Source organism: Microbacterium sp. S308A+ (assembly GCF_049800815.1).
Classification (GTDB): domain Bacteria; phylum Actinomycetota; class Actinomycetes; order Actinomycetales; family Microbacteriaceae; genus Microbacterium.
Window position 1 is genome coordinate 1,000,770 of the sequence record NZ_JBNAFT010000001.1, and the last position, 15,358, is coordinate 1,016,127.

General features: G+C 69.4%; 15 protein-coding genes. 3 read left to right on the plus strand and 12 right to left on the minus strand.

Translation table 11 applies throughout. From position 1 onward, the window contains the following. Positions 1-111: 111 nt before the first annotated feature. The 3 genes from ACP15J_RS04695 to ACP15J_RS04705 all read right to left on the minus strand — a co-directional run bounded on the left by ACP15J_RS04695 (position 112) and on the right by ACP15J_RS04705 (position 2,324). A complete protein-coding gene (locus tag ACP15J_RS04695) occupies positions 112-945 on the minus strand; it encodes a class I SAM-dependent methyltransferase (protein WP_424935217.1) in 834 nt (277 codons plus the stop codon). 48 nt (positions 946-993) lie between these two features. Next, on the minus strand, positions 994-1,851 hold the full coding sequence (locus ACP15J_RS04700; RefSeq protein WP_424935216.1) for a TrmH family RNA methyltransferase: 858 nt from the start codon (positions 1,849-1,851) through the stop codon (positions 994-996). A gap of 71 nt (positions 1,852-1,922) precedes the next feature. Continuing rightward, positions 1,923-2,324: a nuclear transport factor 2 family protein gene (locus ACP15J_RS04705; protein ID WP_424935215.1), complete on the minus strand. Its 402-nt coding sequence runs from the start codon at positions 2,322-2,324 to the stop codon at positions 1,923-1,925. Between the two features lie 84 nt (positions 2,325-2,408). On the opposite strand from ACP15J_RS04705, the gene ACP15J_RS04710 reads away from it, so the two are divergent. Then, positions 2,409-2,780 carry a winged helix-turn-helix transcriptional regulator gene (locus tag ACP15J_RS04710; protein ID WP_424935214.1) on the plus strand — a complete coding sequence of 124 codons (372 nt, stop codon included), beginning with the start codon at positions 2,409-2,411 and terminating at the stop codon, positions 2,778-2,780. Positions 2,781-2,795: 15 nt separating this feature from the next. Here ACP15J_RS04710 and ACP15J_RS04715 read toward each other — a convergent pair whose 3' ends face one another. After that, positions 2,796-4,622, minus strand: a complete 1,827-nt coding sequence (locus ACP15J_RS04715) for an ABC-F family ATP-binding cassette domain-containing protein (RefSeq protein ID WP_424935213.1) — start codon at positions 4,620-4,622, stop codon at positions 2,796-2,798. 283 nt (positions 4,623-4,905) lie between these two features. Here ACP15J_RS04715 and ACP15J_RS04720 point away from each other — a divergent pair, with 283 nt between their 5' ends. Both ACP15J_RS04720 and ACP15J_RS04725 read left to right on the plus strand, forming a co-directional pair. After that, positions 4,906-5,673 carry an amidohydrolase family protein gene (locus ACP15J_RS04720; protein WP_424935212.1) on the plus strand — a complete coding sequence of 256 codons (768 nt, stop codon included), beginning with the start codon at positions 4,906-4,908 and terminating at the stop codon, positions 5,671-5,673. A gap of 22 nt (positions 5,674-5,695) precedes the next feature. Then, the gene (locus tag ACP15J_RS04725; protein ID WP_424935211.1) at positions 5,696-5,890 is read left to right on the plus strand and encodes a helix-turn-helix domain-containing protein; all 195 of its coding nucleotides are present in this window, start codon (positions 5,696-5,698) and stop codon (positions 5,888-5,890) included. A gap of 89 nt (positions 5,891-5,979) precedes the next feature. Here the strand turns inward: ACP15J_RS04725 and ACP15J_RS04730 are convergent, their stop codons facing one another. From ACP15J_RS04730 to ACP15J_RS04765, 8 genes are all read right to left on the minus strand, one after another. After that, positions 5,980-7,098, minus strand: coding sequence for a substrate-binding domain-containing protein (locus ACP15J_RS04730; RefSeq protein WP_424937509.1), 1,119 nt, complete (start codon positions 7,096-7,098; stop codon positions 5,980-5,982). A gap of 48 nt (positions 7,099-7,146) precedes the next feature. Continuing rightward, positions 7,147-8,451 carry a multiple monosaccharide ABC transporter permease gene (gene mmsB, locus ACP15J_RS04735; protein ID WP_424937508.1) on the minus strand — a complete coding sequence of 435 codons (1,305 nt, stop codon included), beginning with the start codon at positions 8,449-8,451 and terminating at the stop codon, positions 7,147-7,149. Continuing rightward, the gene (gene mmsA, locus ACP15J_RS04740; RefSeq protein ID WP_424937514.1) at positions 8,448-9,968 is read right to left on the minus strand and encodes a multiple monosaccharide ABC transporter ATP-binding protein; all 1,521 of its coding nucleotides are present in this window, start codon (positions 9,966-9,968) and stop codon (positions 8,448-8,450) included. The genes mmsB and mmsA overlap by 4 nt, the downstream gene beginning before the upstream one ends. Before the next feature lie 154 nt (positions 9,969-10,122). After that, entirely contained in the window at positions 10,123-11,136 is a 1,014-nt protein-coding gene (locus ACP15J_RS04745) for a LacI family DNA-binding transcriptional regulator (protein ID WP_424980845.1), read from the minus strand. Positions 11,137-11,265: 129 nt separating this feature from the next. Beyond that, positions 11,266-12,204, minus strand: coding sequence for a 4-(cytidine 5'-diphospho)-2-C-methyl-D-erythritol kinase (locus tag ACP15J_RS04750; protein ID WP_424937506.1), 939 nt, complete (start codon positions 12,202-12,204; stop codon positions 11,266-11,268). A 7-nt stretch (positions 12,205-12,211) separates the two neighbouring features. Further along, entirely contained in the window at positions 12,212-13,276 is a 1,065-nt protein-coding gene (gene mgrA / locus ACP15J_RS04755; protein WP_424937505.1) for an L-glyceraldehyde 3-phosphate reductase, read from the minus strand. 256 nt (positions 13,277-13,532) lie between these two features. After that, entirely contained in the window at positions 13,533-14,375 is an 843-nt protein-coding gene (rsmA, locus tag ACP15J_RS04760; protein ID WP_424937504.1) for a 16S rRNA (adenine(1518)-N(6)/adenine(1519)-N(6))-dimethyltransferase RsmA, read from the minus strand. Positions 14,376-14,472: 97 nt separating this feature from the next. Beyond that, positions 14,473-15,357, minus strand: coding sequence for a TatD family hydrolase (locus ACP15J_RS04765; protein WP_424937503.1), 885 nt, complete (start codon positions 15,355-15,357; stop codon positions 14,473-14,475). Position 15,358 lies beyond the last annotated feature (1 nt).

A 15,358-nucleotide genomic window follows, 5' to 3' on the forward strand; every position in this document is an offset into this window, starting at 1 on the left:
CCCCTCCGCCGTGCGCGATCGCGACACGCACGTGCCCAGAGCACAGCGCCCGACAGGCCCACGGTATTCCCAGACCGTGTCCAGGAGAAGAGGTCGTCCCGGTCGCGGCCGCTAGACCGGCTTGCTCGCGCGAAGCGTGTAGGACAGCGGGGCGACGCCGGCCCGCTCGGTCAGGACCCACTCCCCGTCTGGCCGCAGGGTCATCTGCCCCGGCAGGGCCTCCCAGGGGACGCTCTCGTGCTCGACGAGGAGATCGATGCGCAGGCCGCTGCGGATGAGCGCGGTCACGATCTCACCGAGACCATGGTTCCACTCGTAGGTCTTGCCGAGGACGGGCTTCTCTGTGGTCGGGACGTAGGTGTCGCCGTCCGCCCATTCCAGCGGCTCCTCGTGCTCGAAGTAGGGGAAGCGCAGATGCAGGTCATCGGAGAGCGTCTCGTCCATCGCCCACAGGATCGGGTGCGCCTCGCGGAGGAAGAGCGAGCCGCCGGGCGCAAGGAGGCGGGCAACGACGTCCGACCAGTCCACGATGCGCGGCAGCCAGCACAGCGCGCCGATCCCGGTGTAGACGAGGTCGAAGGCACCCTCGGGAAGCACCGAGGCGGCGGCGTGGACGTCGGACCGCACGAACGCCACGTCGTCGCCGGCCTCCGCGGCGAGCGCCCTGGCCTCCCGGATCGATGCCTCGGAGAAGTCGAGCCCGGTGACGCGGGCGCCGAGGCGGGAGAGGGAGACGGTGTCGGTGCCGATGTGGCATTGCAGGTGCACGGCGCGGAGTCCGGCGATGTCACCGAGCAGCGGCAGGTCGTGCCGGACGACGTCCGAGAGCAGTTCCCGGTCGGCCACGTATCTGCGCACGTCGTAGCCGGAGCCGTCGCGCGCGGCGTGCAGCGGCGCCCGCTGGTCCCAGTTCGCCCGGTTCGCCTCGATCCAGCGCTCGTCCATATGCCCTCCTCGATCCGGCGCCGAGCGTACCGCAGGCGGATAAGCGGCCTACGTCGTCGGCCGGCTCCGCTCGTAGAGCGCGATGCCCGCGGCGACCGAGACGTTGAGCGACTCCACGCCCTCGCTCATGGGCACGCGATAGCGGCGCTCGGCGAGGGCGTCCAGCTCCGGTGACGCGCCGGTGCGTTCCGACCCCATCAGAAGCGCGATGCGCTCGGGGGCCTCCGCGATCGCCGGCAGCGGTGCGGCGCCGTCGGCGGCGAGGCCCACGAGCGGGATCCCGGCGGCACGGAGGTGCCCGGCCAGCTCCGCGCCGGTGGCGAGGAGGATCGGGATCGAGAAGGTGAGTCCTCGGCTCGCCCGGATGAGCCGCCTGTCGAAGACGGTCGTGAGGCCACTGTCGACGAGCACGATCCCCGCCGCGTCGAAGGCTCGGGCGGAACGGATGATCGCACCGATGTTCCCGGCGATCCGGACGCCGTCGAGCACGACGACATCGCCGTCACGCGCGGCGACGTCCTGCCAGGTTGTCGGCCTCGGCGCACGGGCGAGGGCGAAGAGCCGCGCACGCTTCTCGGTCTTGAACAAGGATCGCATGACGCCGTCTGCGACGAGGTGGAGCGGCGTGGACGGCGTCCGGGCGCGCAGCCCTTCCGCCTCCGCTGCGGCGACACCGGGCACCGCGTACAGCGCGTCGAGCTGCACGCCGGAGGCGAGCGCCTGCGCGATGTTCTCCTCGTCGTCGACGATCAGCGTCCGCGGCCGCGAGACCGCGCTGCGCAGCACATCGGCGACCCGGCGGACGAGCGGATGCCGCGGATCGTCGATGACCGGCTCTCCGTCCTTGTGAGGACGGGCAGACTCTGTGGAAACAGGCGCAGACGGGACGGGCTCTTCGCGGGACACGGCTCCAGGCTAGCCCGGCCACCCGCCGCCACGGCGGAGGGCCGGGGCCCGGTCTTCCGCCGTGGCGTCCGTCAGACCCCGCCCCAGAAGGCGTCCTCTGCGGGACCATCCCCCGAGAAGAGGCGCACCTCGACGATCTTGCCCCCGCGGACGGTCAGCAGGTCGACACCCTCCATGTCCATCGATGCCCCGGCCCGGCTCCCGGCGAAACGGACGGAGACGGCGACCAGCTCGCCGTTGACCATCGGCGGGCCGGTGACGGAGAGCTGGAAGCTTCCCCCGCTGACCTCCATCATCCCGCCCAACAGTGCGCCCACCTCGTCGATGCCCGAGTGATCGCCGGAGAAGCGGTTGGCGCCCGGCTGATGCCACTGCACCTCCGGGCTCAACAAGCCCATCGCGCCGGGCACGTCCCCGCGCTCGACTGCCTCGAAATACGCTGCGGCCACGGCCGCCGGGCTCTGCTCAGTCATGTTTCTCCTTGATGATCGACTGCAACCGAATCATGATCACATTTGGTAACCTGTTACCTCAACGTAACTAAGGGGAGGCATGGGATGGAACAGCCCGCGTGGGACGTCATGATGGCGTCGTGCCCCTCACGGACCTCGCTCGCACGCATCGCGAACAAATGGACGGCCATGATCGTCATAGCCCTCAGCGACGGGCCGCTACGCTTCGGAGGGGTCCGGCAGGCCGTGGACGGCATCAGCGCCAAGGTCCTGGCCGACACGCTGCGAGACCTCGAGCGCGACGGCATCCTGACCCGCACGCCTTATGAGCAGATGCCCCCGAGGGTCGACTATGCGCTGACACCGCTCGGCCGCACATTGCGGGAACCCCTGGCAGCGCTCGCGCGCTGGGCCGAGACTCACATCGAGGAGGTCGAAGAAGCACGCGCGGCCTACGATGCCGCGGCGGCCTCGTGACCTCGAGGCCGCCTCCTAGGCGATCAGATCGGACAGCTCCAGCCAGCGTTCCTCGAGCCCGGCGGCCTCTTCCTCGAGGGCCGTGATCTTCGCCATCTCCGCTCCGAGGAGCTGATAGTCCGACTGGTCGAGGTCGGCGAGCTTCGTACGGGACTCGGACGCCTGCTGCTGCAGACGCTCGATGCGGCGCTCCAGAGACGCCAGTTCCTTCTCCGCGGCACGCTGCTCGGCACCCGAGACGGCGTTGACCGACTTCTGATCTGGCTTCTTCGCCGCCGCTGCCGTGGGGGCGTCCTCGGCCGCGCGCAGACGGAGATACTCGTCCACCCCGCCGGGGAGGTGACGGAGGCGCCCCGCGCCGTCGGGGCCGGGGAGGATCGCGTACTGCTGATCGGTCACACGCTCCAGGAAGTACCGGTCGTGCGAGACGACGAGAAGCGTCCCCGGCCAGGAGTCGAGCAGATCCTCGATCGCCGCGAGCATGTCGGTGTCCATGTCGTTCGTCGGCTCGTCGAGGATGAGGACGTTCGGCTGGTCGAGCAGGACGAGGAGCAGCTGCAGGCGCCGCTGCTGACCGCCGGAGAGGTCCTTGACCGGGGTCGAGAGCTGCGCGGAGGAGAATCCGAGCCGCTCCAGCAGCTGCCCCGGCGTCAGCTCCTGCGCCTTGGAGCCGCTGCCGAGCGTGTACGACGTGCGGAGACGCCCGACCACGACCCGCACCGGCTCGTCCCACACCTCCTTGAGCTCGTCCAGCCGCTGTGTGAGGACGCGCACCTGCACGGTCTTGCCGTGCTTGACACGACCGGAACTCGGGGCGATCTCCCCGGAGACGAGCCCGAGGAGAGTCGACTTCCCCGCGCCGTTGACGCCGAGGATCCCGGTGCGCTCCCCCGGCGCGATCCGCCACTCGACGTCCCGCAGCACGGCACGCTCGGGGAAGGAGGCGGTGGCCGGGAACGTCACTCCCGCGTCGACGAGGTCCACGACGTCCTTCCCGAGCCGCGACACGGCGAGGGACTGCAGGGCGATCCGATCACGGATCTCCGGCACGTCGGCGATGAGCGCGTTGGCCGCATCGATCCGGAACTTGGGCTTGGACGTGCGGGCCGGCGCGCCGCGGCGCAGCCAGGCGAGCTCCTTGCGCGCCAGGTTCTGCCGCTTCGCCTCGGTCGCCGCCGCCATCCGGTCGCGCTCCACCCGCTGCAGGATGTACGCCGCGTATCCGCCCTCGAAGGGCTCGACGATCCGGTCGTGCACCTCCCAGGTCTCGGTGCACACCTCGTCGAGGAACCAGCGGTCATGGGTGACGACGAGGAGCGCTCCCTGGTTCGCCGGCCAGCGCTTCTTGAGGTGCCCGGCCAGCCAGGTGATCGCCTCGACATCGAGATGGTTGGTCGGCTCGTCGAGCGCGATGACGTCCCACTCCTCGGCGAGGAGACGGGCCAGCGCGACCCGTCGTCGCTGGCCGCCGCTGAGCGCCCCGACCGGCGCGTCCCACGGCAGGTCACCCGCGAGGCCGTCGATCACGTCTCTGACCCGTGGGTCGCCTGCCCATTCGTGCTCCGCCGCGTCGCCGACGATCGCCCGGCCCACGGTGAGCGCGTCGTCGAGGACGTCGGCCTGGTCGAGGACTCCCATCCTGGTCCCTCCGCGCACCGTCACCCGGCCGGCGTCGGGCTCGAGGCGCCCGGCGAGCATCGCGAGGAGGCTGGACTTGCCGTCGCCGTTGCGCCCGACGATGCCGATCCGGTCCCCCTCCTCGATGCCGAGCGTGACCGCGTCGAACACGACGCGCGTGGGGAACTCGAGGTGGAGCCCTTCGGCCCCGAGAAGATGTGCCATCCCTTCTAGGCTACGGCGCCCGGCCGCGCGCTCCGCCGTGTGTGCCGCCGCGCGCCCGCTCCGGTCTCGAAATCCGTCAGCCCATCTCGTTCCCGTCGCGAAACCTGTCGGTTCCGCCGGCCAGAAGCGACAGATCTCGCGACGGGAGCGAAAGAGACGGGGCGAGAGAGACGAGACGGAGGGACTGACGGGGCGGAGGGACTGTCCGGGCACACCAGCGAGCATGCCCTGTTCGTGCGAGAGGCCAATGCCGCCGCCCTCGCGGATGTGTCACGGTGGGACCGTGGACACACTTCTGCGACGTGGCAGGGTCGTCGATCCCGGATCCGATCTCGACGCGGTCACCGACCTGCTCATCCGCGACGGGCGCATCGCCGCGATCGGGCACGACCTCACGAGCTCCGACGGCGCGACGATCATCGACGCCACAGGCGTGGTGGTGGGGCCAGGGTTCATCGATCTGCACAGTCATGTCCATTCCGTCGCCGGGCAACGGCTGCAGGCGATGGACGGGGTCACGACGGCGATGGACCTGGAGGCCGGCCTCATGCCGGTCGCCGAGGCCTTCTCCCGTGCCGCGGCCGAGGGCCGCCCCCTCAACTACGGGTTCTCTGCGTCATGGGCCCAGGCCCGTGCCCTGGCGCATCTCGACCTCGCCCCCACCGCCGACCTGAACAAGGCGCTGGACCTGCTCGGCGATCCGACCTGGCAGCGCGCGTCCGCTCCCGCAGAGCGCACCCGCTGGCTCGCCGCCCTCGAAGGAGAGCTGGCCGCGGGCGCGATCGGCATCGGCGTGCTCATGGGCTACGCGCCCCGCACGGATCCCGCGGAGTACCTGGAGGTCGCCCGTCTCGCCGCCGCCGCGGACGCCCCCACCTTCACGCACGTCAGGGAACTGATCGAGGTCGACCCGGAGACGCCGATCGACGGCTCGGACGAGCTCCTGCGCGCGGCCGCCGAGACGGGCGCCGCGATGCACCACTGTCGCCGACCTCGCCCGCGCGAGGGGCGAGCGCCCCACCGGTCCGGTCTCCCTCCTCATCGAGCATGACCGCGAGCGCGGGACGCATCTCGTGGAGACGCTGAAGTCCTGGCTGGACTCCTTCGGCGACGTGGCCACCGCGTCGGCACGTGTCTTCACCCACCCCAACACATTCCGTTACCGGCTCCGCAGGCTCTCCGAGATCAGTGGCCTGGATCTGACCGATCCCGACGCACGCTTCTCGGCCATGGTGCAACTGCGCCTCCTGGACGTCGACGTCCGTTAGCCCCCCCCCCCCCCCGCACGGGCGGTCGACACGCGATGGGGCCGCGCGGCTCTTCTGCCGCGCGGCCCCATCGCCCTGAAGGCGGACTCCTACTTGTAGGAGTTCACGATGTCGAGGAGCTTCGGGACGTTGGCGTAGGCCTCCGCCGCGTTCTCCTTGGTGACGATCACCGGAGAGAGAAGGTACGCCGGGACGACCTTCTTGCCGTTGTCGTACTGTTCGGTGTCGTTGACGTCGACCTTCTCGCCCTTCTGGAGCTGCCCGGTCATCTTGATCGCCTGCTCCACGAGGAGCGCGGTGTCCTTGTTGATCGTGGAGTACTGGATGCCCTCCATGATCGACTTCACCGACTCGACCTCGGAGTCCTGCCCGGTCACGACCGGGACGGGCTTGCCCGCCTGCTGCACCGAGGTGATGATCGCCCGGGCGAGCGTGTCGTTGGGCGAGAGCACACCGTCGAGCTGCTGCGAGCCATAGGTCGAGGTGAGGATCGAGTCCATCCGGCGCTGGGCGTTCTCAGCCTTCCAGCCCTCGGTGGCGGTCTGCTTGATGTCGGTCTGCTTGGACGCGACGACGAGCGTGCCGTCGTCGATCTTCGGCTTGAGCACATCCATCGCGCCCTCGAAGAACACCGCCGAGTTGGCGTCATCCGGCGAGCCCGAGAACAGCTCGACGTTGTAGGGCTTCGGGTGTCCCGCCCGGGCGGCGAGCCCGTCGAGCAGCGCCTGCCCCTGCAACTGGCCGACCTTGAAGTTGTCGAACGCCACGTAGTAGTCCACCGCGTCGGTGTTCTCGATCAGGCGGTCGTAGGCGATGACGGTCGCGCCCGCCGCCTTCGCGGCCTGCACCTGCGTGGAGAGCTGCTTGCCGTCCTTAGCGCCGATGATGATGACCTTGGCGCCGCCGGTGACCATCGCCTGGATCTGGTTCTGCTGCTCGGCGACGGTGTTGCTCGCCGGCGCGTACTGCACGTCGGGCTTGAAGCCGGCCTCGGTGAGCCCGTCCGTGAAGAGCTGCCCGGCGAGGACCCAGTTCTCACTGGTCTTGTCCGGGAGCGCGACGCCGATCTTGGCCCCCGCGTCGAAGCCCGAGGCCGCCGCGCTCTCCGAGCCGGCCGGGGCGGCGCCGCCCCGGTTCCCGGAGCACCCGGTCAGCGCGAAGGCACCCGCGACGACGATCGCCGTCGCCGACAGAAGGATTTTCTTCATGTGATCTCTTTCTCTGAGTGTGAGGGCGGATCCGCGTCGCGGATCGTCCTACTTCCCGCTCGCCGTGCCGGAAGCGGTGGTCTGGAAGGGCTCGGGGCGGCGCCCGAGCCGACGGGTGAGGAATCCGATGATCGAGGGACGGCCCTGGCGCTTGTTCCAGACGTCCACCCCCACGGCGAGCAGGAGCACGAGCCCCTTGATCATCGCCACGACGTCGGCGCCGGCGCCCATGAGCGCGAGCCCGTTGTTGAGGAACGCCATCACGAGACCGCCGATGATGGACCCGAGGACCGTGCCGATGCCGCCGGAGACGGCCGCGCCGCCGATGAAGACCGAGGCGATCGCGTCGAGCTCCCATCCGTTGCCGTCCTGCGGCCCCGAGGCCGTCGCCCTGGCGACGTAGATCATCCCGGCGACCGCGGCCAGCACCGACATGTTCATCATCACGAAGAAGTCGGTCCAGCGATCCTTCACTCCCGACAGCCTGGCCGCCTGACGGTTGCCGCCGACGGCGTAGATGTGACGCCCGAAGACCGTGTTGCGGGTCGCGAACGTGTACAGAATCACGAGGACGAGAAGGATCACCCCGGAGACCGGGAAGCTCGTGCCGGGACGCCCGGTGGCGAACTGCCAGCCCGCGGCGAGGATGATCGCGGAGAGGAGGAGCACCTTCACGATGCTCACCCACAGCGGGGCGCTGTCCGCACCGGTCTTGCGCTGGGAGGACCGCAGCCAGAACTCGAACCCGACGACCCAGACGACGCCGACCACCGCGAGCACCATCGTCAGGACGTTGAAGTCCAGCGGCACCGCCAGCTCGGGGAGATACCCGGCGCCGATCTGCTGGAACTCGTTCGGCACGGGGACCGTGGTGGACTGCCCGATGAACTGGTTCGCGCCTCGGAAGAAGAGCATGCCCGCGAGGGTCACGATGAAGGCGGGCACGCCCACATAGGCGACCCAGAAGCCCTGCCACGCACCGACGAGCACGCCGACGCCGAGGCCCAGGAGGATCGCGACCCACCACGGGAGGTGCCACTCCGCCATCGACTTGGCCACGATGATGCCGGTGAACGCGGCGACCGAGCCGACCGACAGGTCGATGTGCCCCATGATGATGACCATCACCATGCCGATCGCGAGGATCAGGATGTAGGAGTACTGGTTGACGACGTTGATCAGGTTCTCGGAGGAGAGCGTGAGACCGCTCGTCAGGAACTGGAACAGCAGGATGATGACGATCAGCGAGCCGAGGATGCCGAACTGGCGTCCTGTCGACTGCCCACCGCCGAACATCTTGCGGATGTCGCCGAAACGGAATCCGCTCTTCTCGGCGTCGGTCGTGGTGCTCATGCGGTCGCTTTCTGGGTCAAGGAGGTCATGCTGCGCATGAGCGCCTCCGGCGTGGCCTGGGATGCGGGGATACAGTCGGTGACGCGCCCCTCGAAGACGGTGTAGATGCGGTCGGAGATGCCGAGCAGCTCCGGCAGCTCGCTGGAGATGACGATGACGCCCTTGCCCGACGCGGCGAGCTCGTTGATGATCGCGTAGATCTCGTACTTCGCGCCAACGTCGATCCCGCGCGTCGGCTCGTCGAGGATCAGCAGGTCGGGATCGGTGAACATCCACTTCGCGAGGACGACCTTCTGCTGGTTGCCTCCGGACAGCGTGCCGACACCCTGCTCGACCGTCGGGGTCTTGATCCGGAGCGACCTGCGATACCGCTCGGCGACGGTCGCCTCCTCGCGATCGTTCACCACCCCGCCCCGGGCGATCTTAGAGAGCTTCGCCGAGACGATCGAGCGCTTGATGGTGTCCAGGAGGTTCAGGCCCAGCACCTTCCGGTCCTCGCTCACATAGGCGAGGCCGTGCTTGATCGCCGCGCTGACGTCGGGAAGCACGATCTCCTGTCCGTCCTTGACGAGCGTGCCGGAGAGATAGGTCCCATAGGAACGGCCGAAGATGCTCATGGCGAACTCGGTGCGCCCCGCGCCCATGAGCCCCGCGATGCCCACGACCTCTCCCCGTCGCACCTCAATGCTCGACCCCTTCACGACCATGCGGTCGCTCACGGTCGGATGCTGCACCCACCAGTCCTTGACCTGGAAGAACACCTCGCCGATGTCCGGTGTGCGGTCGGGATAGCGACTCTCGAGGGAACGGCCGACCATGCCGCGGATGATCCGGTCCTCGTTGATCTCGCCGCGTCCGACGTCGAGCGTCTCGACCGTGCGCCCGTCGCGGATGATGGTGATCTCGTCCGCGATCTGCTCGATCTCGTTGAGCTTGTGGCTGATGATGATCGAGGTGATCCCTTTTGCCTTGAGGCCCAGGATCAGATCGAGCAGGTGCTGCGAGTCGTTCTCGTTGAGCGCCGCGGTCGGCTCATCGAGGATCAGCAGCTTGACGTCCTTGTTCAGTGCCTTGGCGATCTCGATGAGCTGCTGCTTGCCGACGCCGAGGTGCTTGATCGCGAGGTCAGGGTCCTCGTTCAGACCGACCCTCGCAAGCAGCTCCGTGGTCCGCCCTCGCTGAGCGGTCCAGTCGATGCGCGGACCGCGGCGGATCTCATTGCCGAGGAAGATGTTCTCCATGATCGAGAGCTCGGGGATGAGGGCGAGCTCCTGATGGATGATGACGATCCCCGCCTGCTCGCTCGCCGCGATGTCCTTGAAGCGCTGCTCCTGACCGAACAGGAGGATGTCGCCGTCGTAGCTTCCGAACGGGTAGACGCCGGAGAGGACCTTCATCAGGGTGCTCTTGCCCGCTCCGTTCTCGCCGCAGATCGCGTGCACCTCCCCGGTGCGGACCGTGATCGAGACGTCGGAGAGCGCCTTCACTCCAGGGAACTCCTTGGTGATGCGACGCATCTCCAGGATCGGGGCGGAGACGCCGGGAATCGTTGCTGTCGTGCTCACGAATCATCCTCGATATCGACGGTCATTCCCAATGTGACCGTTCACATTGGGTTCCATGCTGCAACGACGGTCGCCCTCTGTCAAGTTCTCGCGGCGGATCGTGGCGCTACCGTGACGCGGCGGATTCTCGCCCGCACAGCACGGGGACGACCGGCCCGAACACGGGCGCCTCCTCGCCACGAAGCTGCGCGAGGAGGATCTCCACCGCCCGTCGGCCGAGCTCCGGGAAGTCCTGGTGCACGGTCGTCAACGGCGGCGCGACATGCGCCGCCACGGGGACATCGTCGAAGCCCACGACGCTGACGTCCGCCGGCACCCGGATGCCGGCGTCGCGGAACCCGTGCATCAGTCCGATCGCCATGACGTCGTTGGCGGCGAACACCGCGGTGAAGTCGCGCCGGCGCGCGAGCTCCGTTCCGGCGAAGTAGCCGAAGTCCGCCGTCCAGTCGCCGCGGATCGGAGGGAAGGTCGGCAGATCCGCGTCCCGCAGCGCGTCCAGATAGCCACGCATGCGCGACTCCGCCTCGATCCAGTCCTGAGGGCCGGCGATGTGCAGGATGTCGGTGTGGCCGAGGCGGATGAGATACTCCGTGATCATCCGCGCCCCCGCGACCTGATCGGCCGAGAGCGTCACGCCATCCGATCCCGACGCCGTCTGCAGGCTCACCACGGGGACGGACACCGCAAGCCCGCGCAGGACGTTGAACACCCGCACCTGGGGAGCCAGCACGACGATGCCGTCGACGTGCTCCCGGATGAGCTGGCGCACGGCGGCGCCGATCGCCTCGGGGGTGGTGTCGGGAAGGTTCAGCGTGCTCACCGCATAGCCGGCCGCGCGCGCCGCGTTCTCGATCCCGGCGATAGAGGAGGTCGGCCCGAACTCGCCCGTCGTCGAGGAGAGGATGCCGAGGGTGCTGGAACGGCTGGTGGCGAGAGCCCGTGCCGCCACGTTCGGCCGATAGTCGAGCACCGCGATCGCGTCCAGCACCCTGGCCTTGGTCTCCGGGCGGATGCTGGGGTGCTCGTTGAGAACGCGAGACACCGTCTGGTGCGAGACGCCGGCGAGCCTCGCCACGTCCCGGATGCTCGGCGTCCTGGCACGCTCGGAGGGGCTTGGCACCGCAGACCTCCCGAGAATGTGCACGGTCACATTAGGTTCTGCCCATTATGTCCCGGCGAATGGCGTCGCGCATCCGCGTCCCGCACTGCCCCACGTTTCCCGCGGGACGCCTCGCCGCTGCTCGGCCGCTCAGACGATCAGCCTGGCCCCGGGAGCGGGGGCATGGACGTGCAGAGCCTCACGCCCGCGCGCGACCAGCCGGTCTCTGACGCGCATGGCCTCGCCGGGACCGGCGCACAGCAGCGCCACGGTCGGGCCGGATCCGGAGACGATCCCGCGGAGGGCTCCGGCCTCCGTCCCTTCGTCGATCACGGACTGGAGGCCGGGCCGTTCCAGAAGCGCGGCGGCCTGCAGGTCGTTGTGCAGCTCGTCGGCGAGGTTCTCCGCATCGCCCGCGAGCAGTGCCTGCAGCAACGACGGGGGCACCTCCAGCGACGGCGGCGGATCGTCGGCGAGCGCCCCTTCCTCGTCGCGATGCCGGTCCAGCCGTCCGTAGATGGCCGGGGTCGACATCCCCTCGGCGCTCGGCACCAGCACCCAGTCGAACCTGCCTCGGGCGAGGGCGGGCGTCAACACGTCACCCCGCCCCGTTCCGACCGCCGTCCCGCCCTGAAGCGCGAAGGGGACGTCGGCGCCCAGGCGGGCTGCGAGCTCGTGCAGCCTGGCTGCGGGCACCCCGGTCCCCCACAGCGCGTCACAGGCGACGAGCGCCGCGGCGGCGTCCGCCGACCCCCCGCCCATCCCGCCCGCGACCGGCACGGCCTTGCGCACCTCCAGATGCACGCCTCCTTCGTAGCCGGTCGCGGCGGCGAGTAGCTTCGCGGCACGCATAGCGAGGTTGCGGTCGTCCAGAGGCACCGTGGCGGGATCCGCCACGCCCGAGACGGTGATCCGGTAGCCCTCGGCCTCGGTCGCGATGACGTCCTCCGAGAGCGAGACCGCCTGGAACACGGTCGCAAGCGCGTGGTACCCGTCCTCGTGACGGTCTCCGACCCCGAGGAAGAGGTTGATCTTCCCCGGCGCACGCACATGAACAGAACGGACGGAGGGCGAGGGGGAAGCACTCATACCGGGCTCACAGGTCCGACGAGGTCGCCCAGAGGTTCACGTCCACCGTCTCCGCCAGCGCGTCGATGCGCGAGAGCTCCTCCGCGGTCAGCGGCGGGGCGTCGAGCGCGGCGAGGTTCTCGTCGAGCTGCGCCGGGCGGGAGGCCCCGATGAGCGCCGACGCGACGACCTCGTCGCGCAAGACCCATTGCAGGGCCAGCTGGGCCAGGGACTGACCGCGCTCACGGGCGAGATCCGACAACGCTCGCAAGGTCCGCAGCGTCTTCTCGGACAACGGTCCGCGAGGCAGCGACCCTCGCTGCTGCGCCCGTTGCGCCGTCCCGTCGCCGAGGTACTTGTCGGTCAGCAGCCCCTGGGCGAGGGGGGTGAAGGCGATCGCGCCCATCCCCTCCTCCCGGAGCGTGCCGGTGAGGCCGTCCTCCACCCAGCGGTTGAGGATCGAGTATGCGGGCTGATGGATCACCAGCGGCGTGCCCAGCTCTCTCGCCACGTCGATCGCCTCTTCGGTGCGCTCGGCGCTGTAGGACGAGATCCCCACGTACAGCGCCTTGCCCTGGCGCACGAGCGCGTCCAGAGCCGCGACGGTCTCCTCGATCGGCGTGACCGGGTCCACCCGGTGCGAGTAGAAGATGTCGACGTAGTCGAGCCCCATGCGCGTCAACGACTGCTCGGCGCTCGCGATGATGTACTTGCGGCTCGCGAAGTCGCCGTATGGTCCCGGCCACATGTCCCAGCCGGCTTTCGAGGAGATGATGAGCTCGTCGCGGTAGGGCCGCAGATCCTCCGCGAAGACGCGGCCGAAGTTCTTCTCCGCCGATCCGTGGGGCGGACCGTAGTTGTTCGCCAGATCGAAGTGCGTGATACCCCGGTCGAACGCGTGGCGCAGGAGCGCGCGCTGGTCGTCGAGCGGGATGTTGTCGCCGAAGTTCCACCACAGGCCCAGAGAGATCGCCGGCAGGTACAGCCCGGAGGAGCCGACGCGACGGAAGCTCGCCCCGTCGTAACGGGCCGGTGCGGCCGCGTAGGGCCGGTGTATGTCGGGAACGTCGGGGCGGAAGCGCTGTTCGGTCACCGTCTCAGGTTAGCCGTCGGCCTCTCCCGTTCGGATGCCCAATCTCCACGACTCCTCCGGCCTCCGCGTCGAGGGCGACGATCCCCTCCTCGTCGAGGACGCGGACCGGAGCCATGCCGGCAGTCGACGTCCGTCTCAAGAAACCCGCTTCCATCCCTGCTCCGGTCGCGATATCTGTCGCCAAGATCGACCGGTAGCGACAGACATCGCGACAGGAACGACGGAAGCGACAGCTCGAGGATGGACCGCCGGAGAGCTAAGGAGAGACGAGGGCGATGCGGTGGTAATCGGCGACGGTGAGGTCCTCGCCGCGGGAGGTCGGTGCGACGCCGGCCCGTTCGAGCACCTCGCTCGCGGCCGACGACGATCCGAAGGTGCCGGACAGCGCCTGGCGCAGCATCTTCCGGCGCTGGTTGAAGGCGGCGTCGACGATCTCGAAGGTGCGGCGCCTCTCCTCCTCGCTCCCCCGCGGCTCCGGATCGCGGACGAAGCCCACCAGGAGGCTGTCGACGTTGGGCACCGGCCAGAAGACCTGGCGGGACACGGTCCCGGAGAGCTGCCACTGACCGTACCAGGCGGCCTTGACGCTGGGGGCGCCGTAGATCTTCGACCCGGGCTTCGCGGCGAGCCGCTCGGCGACCTCGGCCTGCACCATGACCACACCGCGGGTGATCCCGGGAAAGGACTCCAGCAGGTGCAGCAGGACGGGGACGGAGACGTTGTACGGCAGGTTGGCGACGAGCACCGCCGGATCGCCGGGAAGCGTCGTCACACGCAGGGCGTCGGCCTCGACCACCGTGAGCGCACCGTCCGGCACGCCGTGAGCGCGGGCGGTGTCGGGGAGATGGGCCGCGAGACGGCGATCGATCTCGACCGCCGTCACCCGCGCGCCGGCCTCAAGGATCGCGAGGGTGAGCGATCCCAGCCCGGGCCCGACCTCGACGACGCTCTCCCCCGCCGTCACCTCAGCGGCCTGCACGATCTTGCGCACCGTGTTGGCATCGACGACGAAGTTCTGGCCGAGCCTCTTCGTCGGGGTGACGTCGAGCTCGGCCGCGAGCCGGCGGATCTCGGCGGCGCCGAGCAGGGAGACGGTCATCCCCCCATTCTCGCCCACCGGCCCGGTCTCCCCCGACGACCCCCGGGCTTCCCGTGTCCCGAGGTGAGGGGCGCGCTCGGCCACGCTCCCCGCACGGTCAGGCGAAGGAGCCGTAGACCTCGAGCGTGTTCGCCGCGATCCGTGCGCCGAGCTCGTCGACGTCGATCCCCCGCTCTCGGGCCATGAAACGCATCGTGATCGGCACCAGGTACGGCGCGTTCGGTCGTCCGCGCAGCGGCGTCGGTGTGAGGAAGGGCGCGTCGGTCTCGACGAGGATCCGGTCGAGCGGCGCGATCCGCAACGCGTCGCGGAGGTTCTGCGCGTTCTTGAACGTGACGTTGCCGGCGAAGGAGAGGTAGTACCCCTCCTCGGCGCACACGCGCGCCATCGCCTCGTCGCCCGAGAAGCAGTGGAAGACGGTCTTCTCCGGGGCCCCGACCCGCGCCAGGGTCGCCAGGACGTCGTCGTGCGCGTCACGGTCGTGGATCTGCATCGCGATGCCGTGCTTCTTCGCCAGCGCGATGTGCGCCTCGAACGAGGTGTGCTGCGCGTCACGGCCGTCTTCGCCGGTGCGGAAGTAGTCGAGCCCCGTCTCGCCGATCGCCCTCGTCCGCGGGTGCGCGGCGAGCTCGTCGATCGCGGCGACAGCCTCGTCGAGGCGCCCCGCCGCCGCATACGTCGGCGCGTCGTTCGGGTGGATCGCGACGGCGGCGAGCACCCGCGGGTCGGCCTCGGCCGCCGCCACCGCCCATCGCGAGGACTCGATGTCGCCGGATGCCTGGACGACCCCGAGGATCCCCACCGCCTCGGCGCGATCGAGCTGTTCGACGAGCGTGAGCGTCTCGTCGCCGTCCTCGATCTCGAGGTGAGCGTGGTTGTCGTAGACGGGCACCCCGAGCGGCTCGGGAGCGGGCGGGTAACGCAGGTCCTTCCGCCCGTCCGGCGAGCGCTCGCGGACGTAGGTCTCCGGCGCCTCGGCCATG

Bases quoted from the DNA above. Each gene is read 5' to 3' on its own strand.
- ACP15J_RS04705 (WP_424935215.1), bottom strand. From the start codon at position 2,324: ATGACTGAGCAGAGCCCGGCGGCCGTGGCCGCAGCGTATTTCGAGGCA.
- ACP15J_RS04765 (WP_424937503.1), bottom strand. From the start codon at position 15,357: ATGGCCGAGGCGCCGGAGACCTACGTCCGCGAGCGCTCGCCGGACGGG.
- rsmA (WP_424937504.1), bottom strand. From the start codon at position 14,375: ATGACCGTCTCCCTGCTCGGCGCCGCCGAGATCCGCCGGCTCGCGGCC.
- ACP15J_RS04695 (WP_424935217.1), bottom strand. From the start codon at position 945: ATGGACGAGCGCTGGATCGAGGCGAACCGGGCGAACTGGGACCAGCGG.
- ACP15J_RS04750 (WP_424937506.1), bottom strand. From the start codon at position 12,204: ATGAGTGCTTCCCCCTCGCCCTCCGTCCGTTCTGTTCATGTGCGTGCG.
- mmsB (WP_424937508.1), bottom strand. From the start codon at position 8,451: ATGAGCACCACGACCGACGCCGAGAAGAGCGGATTCCGTTTCGGCGAC.
- mmsA (WP_424937514.1), bottom strand. From the start codon at position 9,968: ATGCGTCGCATCACCAAGGAGTTCCCTGGAGTGAAGGCGCTCTCCGAC.
- ACP15J_RS04710 (WP_424935214.1), top strand. From the start codon at position 2,409: ATGGAACAGCCCGCGTGGGACGTCATGATGGCGTCGTGCCCCTCACGG.
- ACP15J_RS04715 (WP_424935213.1), bottom strand. From the start codon at position 4,622: ATGGCACATCTTCTCGGGGCCGAAGGGCTCCACCTCGAGTTCCCCACG.
- ACP15J_RS04730 (WP_424937509.1), bottom strand. From the start codon at position 7,098: ATGAAGAAAATCCTTCTGTCGGCGACGGCGATCGTCGTCGCGGGTGCC.